General features: G+C 66.7%; 14 protein-coding genes and 1 pseudogene. 4 read left to right on the top strand and 11 right to left on the bottom strand.

The window, feature by feature from the left end; genetic code table 11:
• Genes JNL31_RS01710 through JNL31_RS01695 form a run of 4 tightly spaced genes read right to left on the bottom strand, consistent with a single transcriptional unit; the run spans position 1 to position 2,501 of the window.
• Positions 1-840 carry an ATP-binding protein gene (locus tag JNL31_RS01710; RefSeq protein WP_294969055.1) on the bottom strand — a complete coding sequence of 280 codons (840 nt, stop codon included), beginning with the start codon at positions 838-840 and terminating at the stop codon, positions 1-3.
• The gene (gene tatC, locus JNL31_RS01705) at positions 837-1,703 is read right to left on the bottom strand and encodes a twin-arginine translocase subunit TatC (RefSeq protein ID WP_294969052.1); all 867 of its coding nucleotides are present in this window, start codon (positions 1,701-1,703) and stop codon (positions 837-839) included. The genes JNL31_RS01710 and tatC overlap by 4 nt, the downstream gene beginning before the upstream one ends.
• Positions 1,700-2,257, bottom strand: a complete 558-nt coding sequence (locus JNL31_RS01700) for a twin-arginine translocase TatA/TatE family subunit (protein WP_294969048.1) — start codon at positions 2,255-2,257, stop codon at positions 1,700-1,702. Before JNL31_RS01700 ends, tatC begins: the two co-directional genes overlap by 4 nt.
• Positions 2,258-2,291: 34 nt before the next feature.
• Complete coding sequence (locus JNL31_RS01695; RefSeq protein WP_294969045.1) at positions 2,292-2,501, bottom strand: twin-arginine translocase TatA/TatE family subunit; 210 nt, start codon at positions 2,499-2,501, stop codon at positions 2,292-2,294.
• A gap of 170 nt (positions 2,502-2,671) precedes the next feature.
• Between JNL31_RS01695 and JNL31_RS01690 the strand changes: the two genes are divergently transcribed.
• Positions 2,672-3,025, top strand: coding sequence for an HTH domain-containing protein (locus JNL31_RS01690; protein WP_294969043.1), 354 nt, complete (start codon positions 2,672-2,674; stop codon positions 3,023-3,025).
• On the opposite strand, the gene JNL31_RS01685 is transcribed toward JNL31_RS01690, so the two are convergent.
• Complete coding sequence (locus JNL31_RS01685; RefSeq protein ID WP_294969040.1) at positions 3,022-4,104, bottom strand: ABC transporter ATP-binding protein; 1,083 nt, start codon at positions 4,102-4,104, stop codon at positions 3,022-3,024. The two genes, JNL31_RS01690 and JNL31_RS01685, sit on opposite strands and share 4 nt — an antisense overlap.
• Before the next feature lie 61 nt (positions 4,105-4,165).
• Positions 4,166-4,942: an SDR family oxidoreductase gene (locus tag JNL31_RS01680; RefSeq protein ID WP_294969037.1), complete on the bottom strand. Its 777-nt coding sequence runs from the start codon at positions 4,940-4,942 to the stop codon at positions 4,166-4,168.
• A 101-nt stretch (positions 4,943-5,043) separates the two neighbouring features.
• On the opposite strand from JNL31_RS01680, the gene JNL31_RS01675 reads away from it, so the two are divergent.
• Both JNL31_RS01675 and JNL31_RS01670 read left to right on the top strand, forming a co-directional pair.
• Entirely contained in the window at positions 5,044-6,639 is a 1,596-nt protein-coding gene (locus JNL31_RS01675) for a peptide chain release factor 3 (RefSeq protein WP_294969035.1), read from the top strand.
• Positions 6,640-6,710: 71 nt separating this feature from the next.
• A complete protein-coding gene (locus JNL31_RS01670; RefSeq protein ID WP_294969032.1) occupies positions 6,711-7,553 on the top strand; it encodes a hypothetical protein in 843 nt (280 codons plus the stop codon).
• Here JNL31_RS01670 and JNL31_RS01665 read toward each other — a convergent pair.
• Complete coding sequence (locus JNL31_RS01665) at positions 7,550-7,945, bottom strand: hypothetical protein (protein ID WP_294969028.1); 396 nt, start codon at positions 7,943-7,945, stop codon at positions 7,550-7,552. The two genes, JNL31_RS01670 and JNL31_RS01665, sit on opposite strands and share 4 nt — an antisense overlap.
• Positions 7,946-8,163: 218 nt before the next feature.
• Between JNL31_RS01665 and JNL31_RS01660 the strand changes: the two genes are divergently transcribed.
• Positions 8,164-9,783 carry a DEAD/DEAH box helicase gene (locus JNL31_RS01660; protein WP_294969025.1) on the top strand — a complete coding sequence of 540 codons (1,620 nt, stop codon included), beginning with the start codon at positions 8,164-8,166 and terminating at the stop codon, positions 9,781-9,783.
• Between the two features lie 91 nt (positions 9,784-9,874).
• On the opposite strand, the gene JNL31_RS01655 is transcribed toward JNL31_RS01660, so the two are convergent.
• The 4 genes and pseudogenes from JNL31_RS01655 to JNL31_RS01640 form a co-directional block, all read right to left on the bottom strand.
• Entirely contained in the window at positions 9,875-11,551 is a 1,677-nt protein-coding gene (locus JNL31_RS01655; RefSeq protein ID WP_294969022.1) for a ribonuclease J, read from the bottom strand.
• Positions 11,548-12,321: a type III pantothenate kinase gene (locus JNL31_RS01650; RefSeq protein WP_294969019.1), complete on the bottom strand. Its 774-nt coding sequence runs from the start codon at positions 12,319-12,321 to the stop codon at positions 11,548-11,550. Before JNL31_RS01650 ends, JNL31_RS01655 begins: the two co-directional genes overlap by 4 nt.
• Positions 12,322-12,392: 71 nt before the next feature.
• On the bottom strand, positions 12,393-13,139 hold the full coding sequence (locus tag JNL31_RS01645) for a biotin--[acetyl-CoA-carboxylase] ligase (RefSeq protein WP_294969016.1): 747 nt from the start codon (positions 13,137-13,139) through the stop codon (positions 12,393-12,395).
• Positions 13,129-13,385 (bottom strand): annotated as a pseudogene (locus tag JNL31_RS01640) (NADH-quinone oxidoreductase subunit N); the annotation flags it as partial. The gene JNL31_RS01645 and the pseudogene JNL31_RS01640, both read right to left, overlap by 11 nt.

Here is a 13,385-nt window from a genome sequence, read left to right as displayed (position 1 = left end):
TCACGCCCGGATGCGCACCCCTTCGCGCGCCGCGAGGTCGCAGAAGAACTGCCAGGCCACCCGGCCCGAACGGCCCCCGCGCGTCGCCTGCCACTCGATCGCCTCGGCCTGCAGGCGGTCGTCGGGCACCCTGACGCCATGCGCGCCGCAATAGCCACGGATCATCTCCAGATAGTCGTCCTGCGAACAGGGATGGAAGCCGAGCCAGAGGCCGAAGCGGTCCGACAGCGACACCTTCTCCTCCACCGCCTCGCCCGGATTGATCGCGGTGGAGCGTTCGTTGTCGATCATGTCGCGCGGCATCAGGTGGCGGCGGTTGGAGGTGGCGTAGAAGAGGACGTTCTCGGGTCGCCCCTCGATGCCCCCATCGAGCACGGCCTTCAGCGACTTGTAGTGCTGGTCGTCGTGAGAGAACGACAGGTCGTCGCAGAACAGGAGGAACTGATGCGGCGCGGCGCGCAGATGCGCCAGCAGGCGCGTGACCGAGGGCAGGTCCTCGCGCGACAGTTCGACGATCTTCAGGTCATGACCTTCGGCGCGGACCTGCGCATGGACCGCCTTGACCAGCGAGGATTTCCCCATGCCCCGCGCGCCCCACAGAAGCGCATTGTTGGCGGGCAGCCCGGCGGCGAAATGCCGGGTGTTTTCCAGAAGCGTGTCGCGCGACCGGTTCACCCCGATCAAGAGCCCGATGTCCACCCGGGCCACATGGGCCACCGGGTCCAGCCGATCGGGCGAGACGTGCCAGACGAAGGCCTCGGCTCCGAAGTCGGGCACAGGCATCGGCGCCGGGGCCAACCGCTCCAGCGCCGCCGCGATGCGGTCGAGCGGGTCGCTCATGTCTTGGAGCCCGCTTCGGCCTCCTCGTCGTCGTCGATGTCGACCCAGGTGCCATCGGCCCGCATCTGCGCCTCACGCTGACGTTCGAAGCGGGCGACGAGGAAGATCGAGATTTCGTAGAGCGGGTAGATGACGGCGAACAGGATCAGAAGCGTCATCACGTCAGGGGTAATCATCGAGGCAACGATCAGAATGCCAATGATCGCGTATTTCCGCATCGCCTTCAGGCCACGCGACGTCGCCAGCCCCGCCCGCCCCATCAGCGTCAACAGCACCGGCAACTGGAAGCAGATGCCGAAAGCCATCACGAAGCTCATCGTCAGCGAGAAATAGTTGTCCATCGACCCCTGGAAAACCAGCCCGCCAGGGGCGTTGGCAAGACTGCCGCCTTCGGACACCGCCGCCTGGAAGCTGTCCGCGTAGGACAGGAAGAAGTCGAACGCCCAGGGCAGGACGATGATATAGGCCAGCACGGCGCCCAGCGCGAACATCAGCGGCGAGGCGACGAGAAAGGGCAGGAAGGCCGATTTCTCGCTGCGGTACAGGCCGGGCGCGATGAACCGCCAAAGCTGGTAGGCAATGACCGGGAAGGACAGGAAGAAGCCGCCCCAGATAGCGATGCGCATCGAGACGAAGAAGCTTTCCTGCAATTTGAGCGTCACAAGCTGGCACGCCTGACCCCGCGCTTCCTGCACATGGCAGAGCGGCGCCTCCAGCAGCTTGAAGATCGGCTCCCAGAACACCCAGGCGACAAGCGACGCAATGGTAAAGGCCGCGAGCGAATAGAGGATGCGGTTGCGCAGTTCCGCAAGGTGCTCGATCAAGGGCGCCGAGCTGTCGTCGATCCTATCTTCCTTGCTCATTCCTTCGGGGCTTTCGGTTTGCGGGTACGGCCCGCAGCGCGCTTGACGGGCGTCGACTCGGTCATTGTCGCGGCCGGAGCCTCATCCAGGGCTTTCAGCTTGGCGTTCATCTCGTCCATGATCGCCTTGCGCGCCGCCTGTTTTTCGATCAGCGCCTGAGTTGCAGGGCCCGCGGCAACTGGCGGTGTCGCTTGCGCGGTTGGCGTGACCGGCGGCATCGGCGGAGGCGTCAACGGCTCGGTCTTGGCGGGGGTGGTCGGGCGGGCCGCGTTCTTTACGGGATCCCATTTTTCGAACTTGTCGGCGGCAGATTTCAGGCTTTGCAGCCCGGTCGACACGGGATTGGTGACGGCTTTCAGGTCGCGACGAACGTCATCCACGCCGCTTTCCTTGGCGGCTTCCTCCATCGCGCGGCTGAACTCGCGTCCCATCTGGCGCAGCTTTGCCGTAACCCGCCCGAGCTGCCGGAACATATCCGGCAGATCCTTCGGACCGACCACGATCAACGCCACCGTGCCGATCAAGAGCAGGTCAGTCCCGCTGATATCGAACATAGCCTATTCTCCGCGACCGGGCCGGATGTCCGGCTCAGGCCTTGTCCTTGTCCAGAGGCGTCACATCCTTGGCCTCGGCAGCAGCTTGCTGCTCTGCCTCTTCGGAGCCTTCCTTGATGCCTTTCTTGAAGGCCGTGATGCCCTTGCCGAATTCGCCCATCAGGCCGGCCACCTTGCCGCGCCCGAACAGAACGAGCACCACGATTGCGATCAACAGAAGCTGAAGCGGGCTTCCCAAATGCATGTTGTCATCTCCTCTTCACAGGCCGGATTGACCGGCCGGGGTCAGTCTGCCCTCCTAATAGGTCGCGGGAACGGCGCCTTCCAAGGGCGAAGCGGCTTGCGCGGTGCAGTCTACTGACAGTATTTTGTCAGTAGGCGGACTATCTTGCCCCACCTGACGCCCGGATCGGAATGAAACGCGACGCCCGACTCTATGACATCGTGCAATCCCTGCGCGACGGACGGCTGCACACCGCGGCGGAACTGGCCGAGTCGCTTGGCGTCTCGACCCGCACGATCTGGCGCGACATGGAAATGCTGGCGGCGACCGGGCTGCCGGTGACAGGGGAACGGGGCCTTGGCTACCTCCTGCGCTCGCCCTTGATGCTGCCGCCCACCATGCTGACGCCGGACGAACTGGAAGCGCTGGTCGAGGGGCTGCGCCATGTAGGCCGGGACGGCAACCCCCGCGCGAAAGCGGCGCGAAGCCTGCTTTACAAGGTCGCGACCCTGCTGCCGCAGTCGGGGATCGAGGCGGAGAGCTAGACGCCGAAGACGAAGCAGCGATCCCGGCGGATCATCAGCCAGAGGACCGTCCCCGGCTTCGGCAGGAACACCCCCGGGACGCTGGCCGTCAGCTTCGCCCCTTCGAAGTCCATCGCGAAATCGACCAGGCTTTCGCGACCCAGATAGCGGCTGCGCAGGACCGTGCCGCGCGCCGGGGTGCCGTCTTCGGGCGTCGGGTTCGGGCCGCGCCCGCCGCGGTCGAAGTCGATGCGCAGGTGCTGCGGGCGGATGACGATCTCGACCTCGGCGCCGTCCTTGTGACCGGGGGTAAGGAACTCGCCGAAGGGCGTCGCGGTCAGGGCCCCGCGCGAGATGCCACGGATCACGTTGATATCGCTGAAGAAGGCCGCCGCCGCCTTGTCGACGGGGGCATTGTAGACGTTGTAGGGCGCGCCGATCTGCACGATCCGGCCCTGACGCATCAGCGCGATCTCGTCGGCCATCCGCATCGCCTCGTCCGGCTCGTGCGTGACGAGGAGGACCGCCGTGCCTTCCTCTTTCAGCAGCTCCAGCGTCCGGTCGCGGATGCCGTCGCGCAGCCGGTTGTCGAGGCCCGAGAAGGGTTCGTCCATCAGCATGACGCGGGGGCGCGGCGCCAGCGCCCGGGCCAGGGCCACCCGTTGCTGTTCGCCGCCGGACAACTGGTGCGGATGCTTGCGGTCGAAACCCGCAAGATCCACCTTTTCCAGCAGCTCACCGACCCGCCTCGCCCGTTCGGCCCGGTCGATGCGTAGGCCGAAGCCCACATTCTCGGCCACGGTCAGATGCGGGAAAAGTGCAAAATCCTGGAACATCAGGCCGACCGAGCGCGCCTCGGGCGGGACATGCACCCCCGGCCCCGCGACCCTCACCCCGTCAAGCCACACCTCGCCCGCATCGGCCCGCTCGACCCCGGCGATCATCCGCAGCGTCGTGGATTTGCCGCAGCCCGAAGGCCCCAGAAGGCACGTCACCTGCCCCGCCGCGACCGACAGCGAGACGTCATCCACCACCCGCTGCCCGCCGAAGGAACGGACAAGATGGCTGACCTCAAGGCGCGGCGGCGGCGTGTCGGGCATGAAACTCAAGAAAATTGCTCAGGTTTTCCCTAGCAGCGGCGCCGGGTCCGGACAAGGCGCCTCACATTGTCGTATTCGTCGCACCACCGTCGAGGAGCACGTTCTGCCCGATGATGAACCCGGCGTGCTGCGAGCAGAGGAAAGCGCAGGTCGCACCGAACTCGGCCGGGGTACCATAGCGCCCGACCGGGATGCCTGCCTGCTGTTCGGCGCGCGCGTCCTCAAGCGGGATGTTCTTCGCCTGCGCGATCCGGCTGTCCAGCGCCAGGATGCGGTCGGTGTCATGGCTGCCGGGCAGAAGGTTGTTGATCGTGACCCCCTGCCGTGCGACCTGCCGCGCCGTTCCGGCGACAAATCCGGTCAGCCCGGCCCGGGCCGAATTCGACAGGCCCAGTGTTGCGATGGGCGCCTTGACCGAGACCGAGGTGATGTTGACCACCCTGCCCCAGCCCTGCGCCATCATCCCCGGCAGGACCGCCTGCATCAGCGCGATGGGCGTCAGCATGTTGGCGTCAAGCGCCTTGAGGAAGTCCTCGCGGCTCCAGTCCGACCAGAGGCCCGGCGGCGGGCCACCCGCGTTGGTGACAAGAATGTCGAAGGGGTCTTTCGCCAGCACTGCCGCGCGACCGGTCTCGGTGGTGATGTCGCCCGCCACGGTCACGACGCTGACCCGATGCTTCGCGCGGATCGCCGCTGCCGTGGCCTCCAGCGCCTCGGCGCCGCGGGCGTTCAGCACCAGATCGACGCCCGCTTCCGCCAGAGCCTCGGCACAGCCGCGCCCGAGCCCCTTTGACGAGGCACAGACCAGCGCCCGCTTTCCCCTGATCCCCAGATCCATCGGCATCCCTCCTGCTTTTGTGCAAACCCTAGCAGCCAAGGCCGCAAGGGCAAGCCGCGCATCTGTTGCGGCGCAATCCTGCCCGCGCTATGGGAAGGCCCATGTCGAACCGCGCCCCCCTTCCCCCCGAAATCGCCCGCCGCCGGACCTTCGCGATCATCTCGCACCCCGACGCCGGGAAAACCACGCTGACCGAAAAGTTCCTGCTGTTCGGCGGCGCGATCCAGATGGCGGGCCAGGTCCGCGCCAAGGGCGACGCGCGGCGCACCCGGTCGGACTTCATGAAGCTGGAGCAGGAGCGGGGGATTTCGGTCTCGGCCTCCGCTATGTCCTTCGACTTTCGCCACTACCGCTTCAACCTGGTCGACACGCCCGGCCACAGCGACTTTTCCGAAGACACCTACCGCACGCTGACCGCCGTCGACGCCGCGATCATGGTGATCGACGGGGCGAAGGGGGTGGAAAGCCAGACCCGGAAGCTGTTCGAGGTCTGCCGTCTCCGCGACCTGCCGATCCTGACCTTCTGCAACAAGATGGACCGCGAAAGCCGCGACACCTTCGAGATCATCGACGAAATCCAGGAGAACCTGGCCATCGACGTGACCCCGGCAAGCTGGCCCATCGGCATGGGACGCGACTTCATCGGCGCCTATGACCTTCTGCACGACCGGCTGGAGATCATGGACCGCGCCGACCGCAACAAGGTGGCGGAGTCGATCCAGATTTCCGGGGTGGATGATCCGAAGCTGGCCGAGCACATCCCCGCCGACCTCTTGTCAAAGTTCCATGAAGAACTGGAAATGGTCCGCGCCTTGCTGCCTTCCTTCGACCGCAAGGCCTTCCTTGAGGGCCACATGACCCCGATCTGGTTCGGCAGCGCCATCAACTCTTTCGGGGTGAAGGAGTTGATGGACGGGATCGGCGAATACGGGCCGGAGCCCGAGCCGCAGAAGGCCGCCGAACGCCAGATCGACCCTGCCGAGCCCGCCGTCACCGGCTTCGTCTTCAAGGTGCAGGCGAACATGGACCCGAAACACCGCGACCGGGTGGCCTTTGTCCGCCTTGCCTCGGGCCATTTCGAGAGGGGCATGAAGCTGTTCCATGTCCGTTCGAAGAAGCCGATGGCCATCACCAACCCCGTCCTTTTCCTCGCCGCCGACCGCGAGCTGGCGGAAGAGGCCTGGGCGGGCGACATCATCGGCATCCCGAACCACGGGCAGCTCCGCATCGGCGACGCGCTGAGCGAGGGCGAGACGCTGCGTTTCACCGGCATCCCGTCCTTCGCACCGGAGCTGTTGCAGACGATCCGCGCGACCGATCCGCTGAAAGCCAAGCACCTGGAAAAGGCCCTGACCCAGTTTGCCGAGGAGGGGGCCGCCAAGGTCTTCAAGCCGATGATCGGGTCGGGCTACATCGTCGGCGTCGTGGGCGCGCTGCAATTCGACGTTCTGGCGAGCCGGATCGAGCAGGAATATTCCCTGCCCGTCCGCTTCGACGGGTCGAACTTCACCTCTGCCCGCTGGATTTCCGGCGACAAGGCGGAAATCGAGAAGCTCGTGAACGTCAACAAGGGCCATGTCGCGCATGACAGCGACGGCGACCTTGTCTTCCTGACCCGCCTGCAATGGGACATCGACCGCGTGGTGCGCGACTATCCGGCGGTGAAGCTGACCGCGACCAAGGAGATGATGGCCTGAGCCTGGGCATTGACCCCCTTCGGCCCGCGCCATAGCCTGCGCGGGACCGGAGGGGACAAGGCCTGCCCAGCATGACGACGAGCCCGACCGAGCCTGCTGCGCCAGAGGACGACCCGGTCGAAACCTATCCCGGAGCCCCCGACAGCCTGGTCGCGATCTGGAGCCAGCGCAGGCGGCGGCTGAAACTGGCGGCGCGCGACTGGTTTCCGGCGGCCGACCTGGACCTCGCCGCGCTGCTTTCCACCCGCATTCCGGCCGACCTGCCGCCGCTCGAAGGGTCGCAGACCCTGCATGCCCGGAAGCTGCACCAGATGCGGGTCGAACTGGCGGGCAGGCCGGAGCTGGCGGCGGTCAATGCGATCCTGATCGCGCATCTGCGAAAGGCACGTTTCCCGGCCCATGCGCCCGCGCTTTTCCGCCGCATCTGGGCCGAGGCCGGTGCGGCGCTGATGCCGGACCTGCCGGGGCGCTGGCTGATTTCCTCGGCGATCACTTTCGGCGACCACGGCGAGACCGAGGCGCAGCGCCGGATCGGCCTGTCGATCAACATCCTGTTCTCGTTGATGAAACTCTATGAGTTCGAGCGCTTCCACTCCGGCCTTGCGGCCGACACGCCTTTCGCGATCCGGCGCATCCGCACCCGGCGCCTGCCGCTCGACATGCCGCATTTCAACCTTGGCAGCGGCGGCCTGGACATCAACCTTCTCGCGCAGATCTGGAACGAGGCGCGGAAAGAGCCGGTGGTGGGGCCGCTGGCCTGCCACCTGCTGCAACGGCTGAACCGCGATCCGGGCAACCTGTTCCGCCGGATCGGCATCATGCGGGCCGGCAAGGCGCTGGAACGGCTGGACCGCGTGCTGGAGGCCGGGCCGCCCGACGCTGCCGGGGATATCCCGGAAACCGGCGGGAGCTAGTCCCCCGCGGCGCGCCAGCCATGGTCGGGGCCTACCTTCGCCAGCACCACCCGCCGGGTCGCGGCCGGTGGCGCGTCGCAGCCCACCGATGCAACGGTGACGCGGTTCCGACCTTCCGGGAAGCCGCGCCCCATCCGGACGACGGCCAGTTCTCCCGCCGCGAGGGGCGGGGACTGGCCAAGGAAGATCGCGCCCCGCCCCTCGATGCGGAACCGCACATGGCGGCAGCCGCTGTCGGGGGCCGCGATCAGCAGGCCATAGCTGCGGCTGTCCGAAACCGAGGCGAAGCTGACCATGGTCGGGCAGCCCCTGATCGGACAGGAAACCTCGTCCGATTGCGCGAAGACCGGGGCGGCGAGGACCAGCCCGGCAAGCAGAAATGCCTTTGTCATGAAGCACCTGAAACAACGTGATCTGAAATGCAGTCGGGTTCGAATGGTTGAAGGCTAGCGCAGGCCGGGCCGCTCCGTCACGGCTTCGGGCCCCGACTTGACCGAAGGGTCTATTTCCGCTATGCGCCTCCGGCGGCCACAGGGGCCGAGACGCCGGGGCGCCCGGAAACTTGCGTCCCATCATTCATGCGGTCCGATACCGCATATATAGGACGCTTATGACCAAGTTTACCGACCTCGCGCTGGACCCGCGCGTTCTTCAGGCCGTTTCCGAAGCAGGCTACGAAATCCCCACGCCGATCCAGGCCCAGGCCATCCCCGAGGCGCTGAAAGGCCGTGACGTGCTTGGCATCGCCCAGACCGGCACCGGCAAGACGGCGAGCTTCACCCTGCCGATGATCACGCTTCTGGGTCAGGGCCGCGCCCGCGCCCGGATGCCGCGCTCTCTGGTGCTGGCGCCGACGCGCGAACTGGCCGCGCAGGTGGCCGAGAACTTCGACGTCTACGCCAAGCATACCAAGCTGACCAAGGCGCTGCTCATTGGCGGTGTGGCATTCGGCGAGCAGGACAAGCTGATCGACCGCGGCGTCGACGTGCTGATCGCCACGCCGGGCCGCCTGCTGGATCATTTCGAGCGCGGCAAGCTTCTCCTGACCGGCGTGCAGATCATGGTCGTGGACGAGGCCGACCGGATGCTCGACATGGGCTTCATCCCCGACATCGAGCGCATCTTCACCCTGACGCCGCCGAAGCGGCAGACGATGTTCTATTCGGCCACCATGGCGCCGGAAATCGAGCGGATCACCAAGACCTTCCTGAAGGACCCCGCCAAGATCGAGGTGGCGCGGCAGGCGACGGCCTCGACCACCATCACCCAGGCGCTGATCGAGGTGAAGCCCGCCCGCAAGGACCGCAGCTTCGGCGACAAGCGTGCCATGCTGCGCGCCCTGATCAAGGCCGAGGGCGAGGCCTGCACCAACGCAATCATCTTCTGCAACCGCAAGATGGACGTGGACGTGGTGGCGAAGTCGCTGAAATCGCACGGCTTCAACGCGGCGCCGATCCACGGCGACCTGGCGCAGTCCGAACGGATGAAGACGCTCGACGCCTTCCGCGACGGAACGCTGCACCTTCTGGTCGCCTCGGACGTGGCGGCGCGGGGGCTGGACATTCCGGCGGTCAGCCATGTGTTCAACTTCGACGTGCCCTCGCACCCGGAAGACTATGTCCACCGCATCGGTCGGACGGGTCGCGCGGGCCGTCTGGGCAAGGCCTTCACCATCGCGGTGCCGTCGGACGAGAAGTACCTGAAAGCGATCGAAAACCTGATCAAGTCGGAAATCCCGCGTGGCGAGCCGCCGGAAGGGTTCGAGCCCTCGACCGCCGACAGCCGCCCGGATCGTGCCCCGCGCGAAGACCGCAAGGGGCGTGAACGCGGTGGGCGTGGCCGTGACCGCGAACGTCCGGTGAAGGCGCATGACGAGGTGGCGCCGATGGAGCCTGTCGTCGTCGCGCCGAAAGCCGAGCTGGCCGAGGAAGCCCCGCGCGAGGAGCGCCGGGAGCCGAGAGGCGACCGCGCAGACCGTGGCGGCGACCGTCGCCGCGAGGAGCGGGGCGAGCGCCGGGACGAGCGTCGCGAACCGCGTGAAGATCGCCGCGAACCGCGCGAACCGCGCGAACCGCGCGAGGAGCGCCGCGACTATCGCCGCGACCGCGACCTCGGGCCGTCGGTGATCGGCATGGGCGACCATGTGCCGGATTTCATCCTGCGCAGCTTTGCGATCAAGCCGTCGAAGGTCGAAGATCTGGAAGAGGCCACGACCGGCGCCGAGGGCTGAGGGCGCGCGCCGGACCTGATCCGGGGCCTCTGCTCACCATCCGGCGCAAGGGAGAGACGAGGTCCCGGGTCCGGCCCGGGACGGGTTTCCCCTACTCGGCCACCAGCCGGCTGATCACCACCGTGACCTCGGGCTTCTTGCCGATCTCCTCCATCGCGACCTGACGCACGACCTTGCGGATTTCTTCCTCAAGCTTGTCGTCGTCGGCCATGACCTTGCGGCCCAGCCGCCCGATCACCTCGTCAAGGTCGGCCTCCATCGTCTCGGACAACTGCCGCTCGCCGCGGCCGACGGGCGGCAGTCCCATCAGTTCGACCCAGGGTTCGCCCATCGGCGTATCGCTTTCGTCGAGAATCACCGTGACCGTGACAACGCCGTTCAGCGCCATGCGGATGCGGTCGCGGACCACCCCGTCCAGCGCCCCGATCAGCGCGGTCCCGTCGAGGTAGAGCCGCCCGGTTTCGACATATTCCGCCACTTCCGGCACATCGCCCGAAAGGTCCAGCATCGTACCATTGGGCGCCACGGCGGCGGCGATCCCGGCCTCGGTCGCGATGCGGACATGTTCGGTCAGGTGGCGGTGTTCGCCGTGCATCGGGATCAGCATGTCGGGCAGCACAAGCCGATGCACATGCTCCAGGTCCGGGCGGTTGGCGTGGCCCGAGACGTGGTACTTGCCGCCCTGGTCGTCGATCACCTGCACGCCCATTTCCGAAAACGCATTCCAGACCCGCAGCACATCGCGTTCGTTGCCGGGGATGGTCTTCGAGGAGAACAGGAAGGTGTCCCCCTCCTTCATCTCGATCCCGAGATACTTGCCGCGCGACAGTTGCGCGCTGGCAGCCCGGCGCTCGCCCTGGCTTCCGGTGACCAAGAGCATCAGGTTGCGGCGCGGCACTTCCAGCGCTTCTTCCGGCGTCACGGTCTTCGGGAAGCCGGACAGCACCGCCGCCTCTTCCGCCGCCGACAGCATCCGCTTCATCGACCGGCCAAGGACGCAGATCGTCCGGCCCGCCGCCCGGCCCGCTTGGGCCAGCGTTTTCAGCCGCGCGACGTTCGAGCCGAAGGTCGTCGCCACTACCATGCCGGTGCGGCTGCGGATCAGCTCGGCCAGGGGTTCGGCCAGCGAAGCCTCGGACCGGCCCTCGTGGGTGGAAAAGACATTGGTGGAATCGCAGGTCATCGCCTTCACGGGGCGTTCGGCCACGATCTCGGCGATGCGCGAGTCTTCCCAGCCCTCGCCCACCACAGGGGTATGGTCGATCTTGAAGTCCGCCGAATGGAAGACGCGGCCCGCCGGCGTGTCGATCACCAGCGCCGAGGATTCCGGGATCGAATGCGAGACCGGCACGAACTGCACCTTGAACGGCCCGACTTCGACCGTGGCGGGGCGCGGTTCGACCGTCACGATCTGGTCGACCGGCAGGCCCGCCTCCTCGAACTTCAGCCGTCCGATGGTGGCGGTAAAGCGGCGGCAATAGACCTTCTTTTCCAGTTGGGTCCACAGGGGGGCCAGGGCACCGATATGGTCTTCATGCGCATGGGTGATGAAGATCGCCTCCAGCCGGTCGAGCTTGTCGGCCAGCCAGCCAATGTCGGGCAGGATCAGGTCCACCCCGGGCGAGGTGTCCATGTCGGGGAAGGCCACCCCCAGGTCGACCAGGATCAGCCGTTCCTTGCCCTTCGGCCCGTAGCCGTAGACATAGGAGTTCATGCCGATCTCGCCGGCGCCGCCGAGGGGAAGGTAGATCAGGCGGTTCGCGCTCATGGGGCATCCTTGTTGAAGGCGTTGATCAGGACGAGGCCGTGCATGGTCAGGTCGTCCTCAATGCTGTGAAACAGCTCGGTTCCTTGCGCGAACAGGGAGGCGAGGCCCCCGGTCGCGATGACTTTCATCGGCCGGTCGCGTTCGCGGCGCACTTCGCGCACGATGACCTCGACCAGCCCGATATAGCCCCAATACACGCCCGACTGCATGCAGGCCACCGTATTCGTGCCGATGGCCTTGGCCGGCCTGGCCACATCGACGTGAGGCAGGGCGGCAGCGGCCATGTGCAGCGCTTCCAGCGACAGGTTCACGCCGGGCGCGATCACCCCGCCGATATAGGCGCCGTCATGATCGACCACGTCGAAGGTGGTGGCAGTGCCGAAGTCCACCACGATCAGGTCGCCGCCGTGCCGGTCAAAGCTGCCCACGGTGTTGACCAGCCGGTCCGGGCCGACCGTGGTGCCCTGGTCGACGCGGGGGGCGACGGGCAGCTTGCAGTCGGGCTTGCCCACGACCAGCGGGCGGCAGTTGAAGTAGCGGTCGCAAAGGACGCGGAGGTTGAAAACCACGCGCGGGACGGTGGAGGAGATGATCGCCTCGGCGATCTGGGCTTTCACGCCGGTCAGGGACATGAGGCTGGAGAGCCAGACGAAATATTCGTCCGCCGTGCGCCGGTGATCAGTGGCGATGCGCCAGGTGGCGAGGAATTTCGTTCCGTCCCAGATCGAGAAGACGGTGTTGGTATTGCCGCAGTCGATGGCAAGAAGCATGGGCGGGGCCTTTCACGGGACGCGAGGTCTAGAATTTTTCGACGAAGAATTTCAGACCCCGCACAGGTCGGTCAAAAGAACACCTCGGCGGCGGGAATGGCAACGCTGCCGTGCGACATCCGCAGGATCAGGTTGCCCTGCGCGTCGATGGTCTCGAACACCCCCTCGCGGGTCTCGGCCCCGGTGCGGGCGCGGACCCTTTCGCCCAGCCTTGCGGCGTGCGACAGCCACGCGGCGCGCAGTGGGGCGAAGCCTTCTGCGGTGAAAATGGTCTCCCAACCGGCATAGGCGGGGGCGAGGGTGTCGAGGAAGGCTTCGGGCGTCACTCGCAACCCGGTTTCCTGCAACAGGGAGACGGGCGGGACTGCGCCGGGTTCGACCTGCGAGGCGTCCGGCGCGGCGATCAGGTTGACGCCGATGCCGATGCAGAGGATCGGCTCCGGGCCGTTCAATCCCTGGCTTTCCAGCAGGATGCCCGCGATCTTGCCGCCGTTGCACAGAACATCGTTCGGCCATTTCAGGGCGAAACTCTGCGGCAGTCCGGTCACTTGCACGAACGCCTCATGCAGCGCCAGCGCGGCGGCGAAGGAGCGGAGCGCCACCACCTCCGGCGGCTCGGTCGGTTTCAGGACCAGCGTGCCGTGGAAGTTGCCCGGCGGGCTGGACCACGGCCTTGCCCGGCGGCCCCGTCCTGCCGTCTGCACCCCGGCGAGGATCCAGGTCGGCGCCGGCAGGCTTGCAGCCCGCCGGAAGCCCTCGGCGTTGGTGCTGTCGATTTCAGGCAGGGCGATGCGCCCTGCCCCGTCCCTAGCGGACAAGCGCTTCGGCGGCGACGGCAGCCGCGGGTTCGATGCCGAAGAGGTTCACGATCCCCAAGACCATGATCGCGGCGACGGCAACCAGCATCGCCCATTGCACCGGGACCATGCGGCTGTCGACCGGCTCCTGCTCGGCGCCGAAGTACATGAAATAGACGATGCGCAGGTAATAGAAGGCGCCGATGACCGAAGCCACCGCCCCGGCGACGGCAAGCCAGACCCAGCCCGCATCGACGGCAGCTTTCA

It is taken from the genome of Tabrizicola sp. (genome assembly GCF_016792905.1).
Taxonomy (GTDB): Bacteria; Pseudomonadota; Alphaproteobacteria; order Rhodobacterales; family Rhodobacteraceae; genus Tabrizicola.
This window is presented reverse-complemented; position numbering and strand designations above follow the sequence as displayed.

Coding starts and splice junctions, on each gene's coding strand:
- JNL31_RS01690 (WP_294969043.1), top strand. CDS start 2,672: ATGAAACGCGACGCCCGACTCTATGACATCGTGCAATCCCTGCGCGAC.
- JNL31_RS01670 (WP_294969032.1), top strand. CDS start 6,711: ATGACGACGAGCCCGACCGAGCCTGCTGCGCCAGAGGACGACCCGGTC.
- tatC (WP_294969052.1), bottom strand. CDS start 1,703: ATGAGCAAGGAAGATAGGATCGACGACAGCTCGGCGCCCTTGATCGAG.
- JNL31_RS01695 (WP_294969045.1), bottom strand. CDS start 2,501: ATGCATTTGGGAAGCCCGCTTCAGCTTCTGTTGATCGCAATCGTGGTG.
- JNL31_RS01685 (WP_294969040.1), bottom strand. CDS start 4,104: ATGCCCGACACGCCGCCGCCGCGCCTTGAGGTCAGCCATCTTGTCCGT.
- JNL31_RS01710 (WP_294969055.1), bottom strand. CDS start 840: ATGAGCGACCCGCTCGACCGCATCGCGGCGGCGCTGGAGCGGTTGGCC.
- JNL31_RS01700 (WP_294969048.1), bottom strand. CDS start 2,257: ATGTTCGATATCAGCGGGACTGACCTGCTCTTGATCGGCACGGTGGCG.
- JNL31_RS01675 (WP_294969035.1), top strand. CDS start 5,044: ATGTCGAACCGCGCCCCCCTTCCCCCCGAAATCGCCCGCCGCCGGACC.
- JNL31_RS01660 (WP_294969025.1), top strand. CDS start 8,164: ATGACCAAGTTTACCGACCTCGCGCTGGACCCGCGCGTTCTTCAGGCC.
- JNL31_RS01650 (WP_294969019.1), bottom strand. CDS start 12,321: ATGCTTCTTGCCATCGACTGCGGCAATACCAACACCGTCTTCTCGATC.
- JNL31_RS01655 (WP_294969022.1), bottom strand. CDS start 11,551: ATGAGCGCGAACCGCCTGATCTACCTTCCCCTCGGCGGCGCCGGCGAG.
- JNL31_RS01665 (WP_294969028.1), bottom strand. CDS start 7,945: ATGACAAAGGCATTTCTGCTTGCCGGGCTGGTCCTCGCCGCCCCGGTC.
- JNL31_RS01680 (WP_294969037.1), bottom strand. CDS start 4,942: ATGGATCTGGGGATCAGGGGAAAGCGGGCGCTGGTCTGTGCCTCGTCA.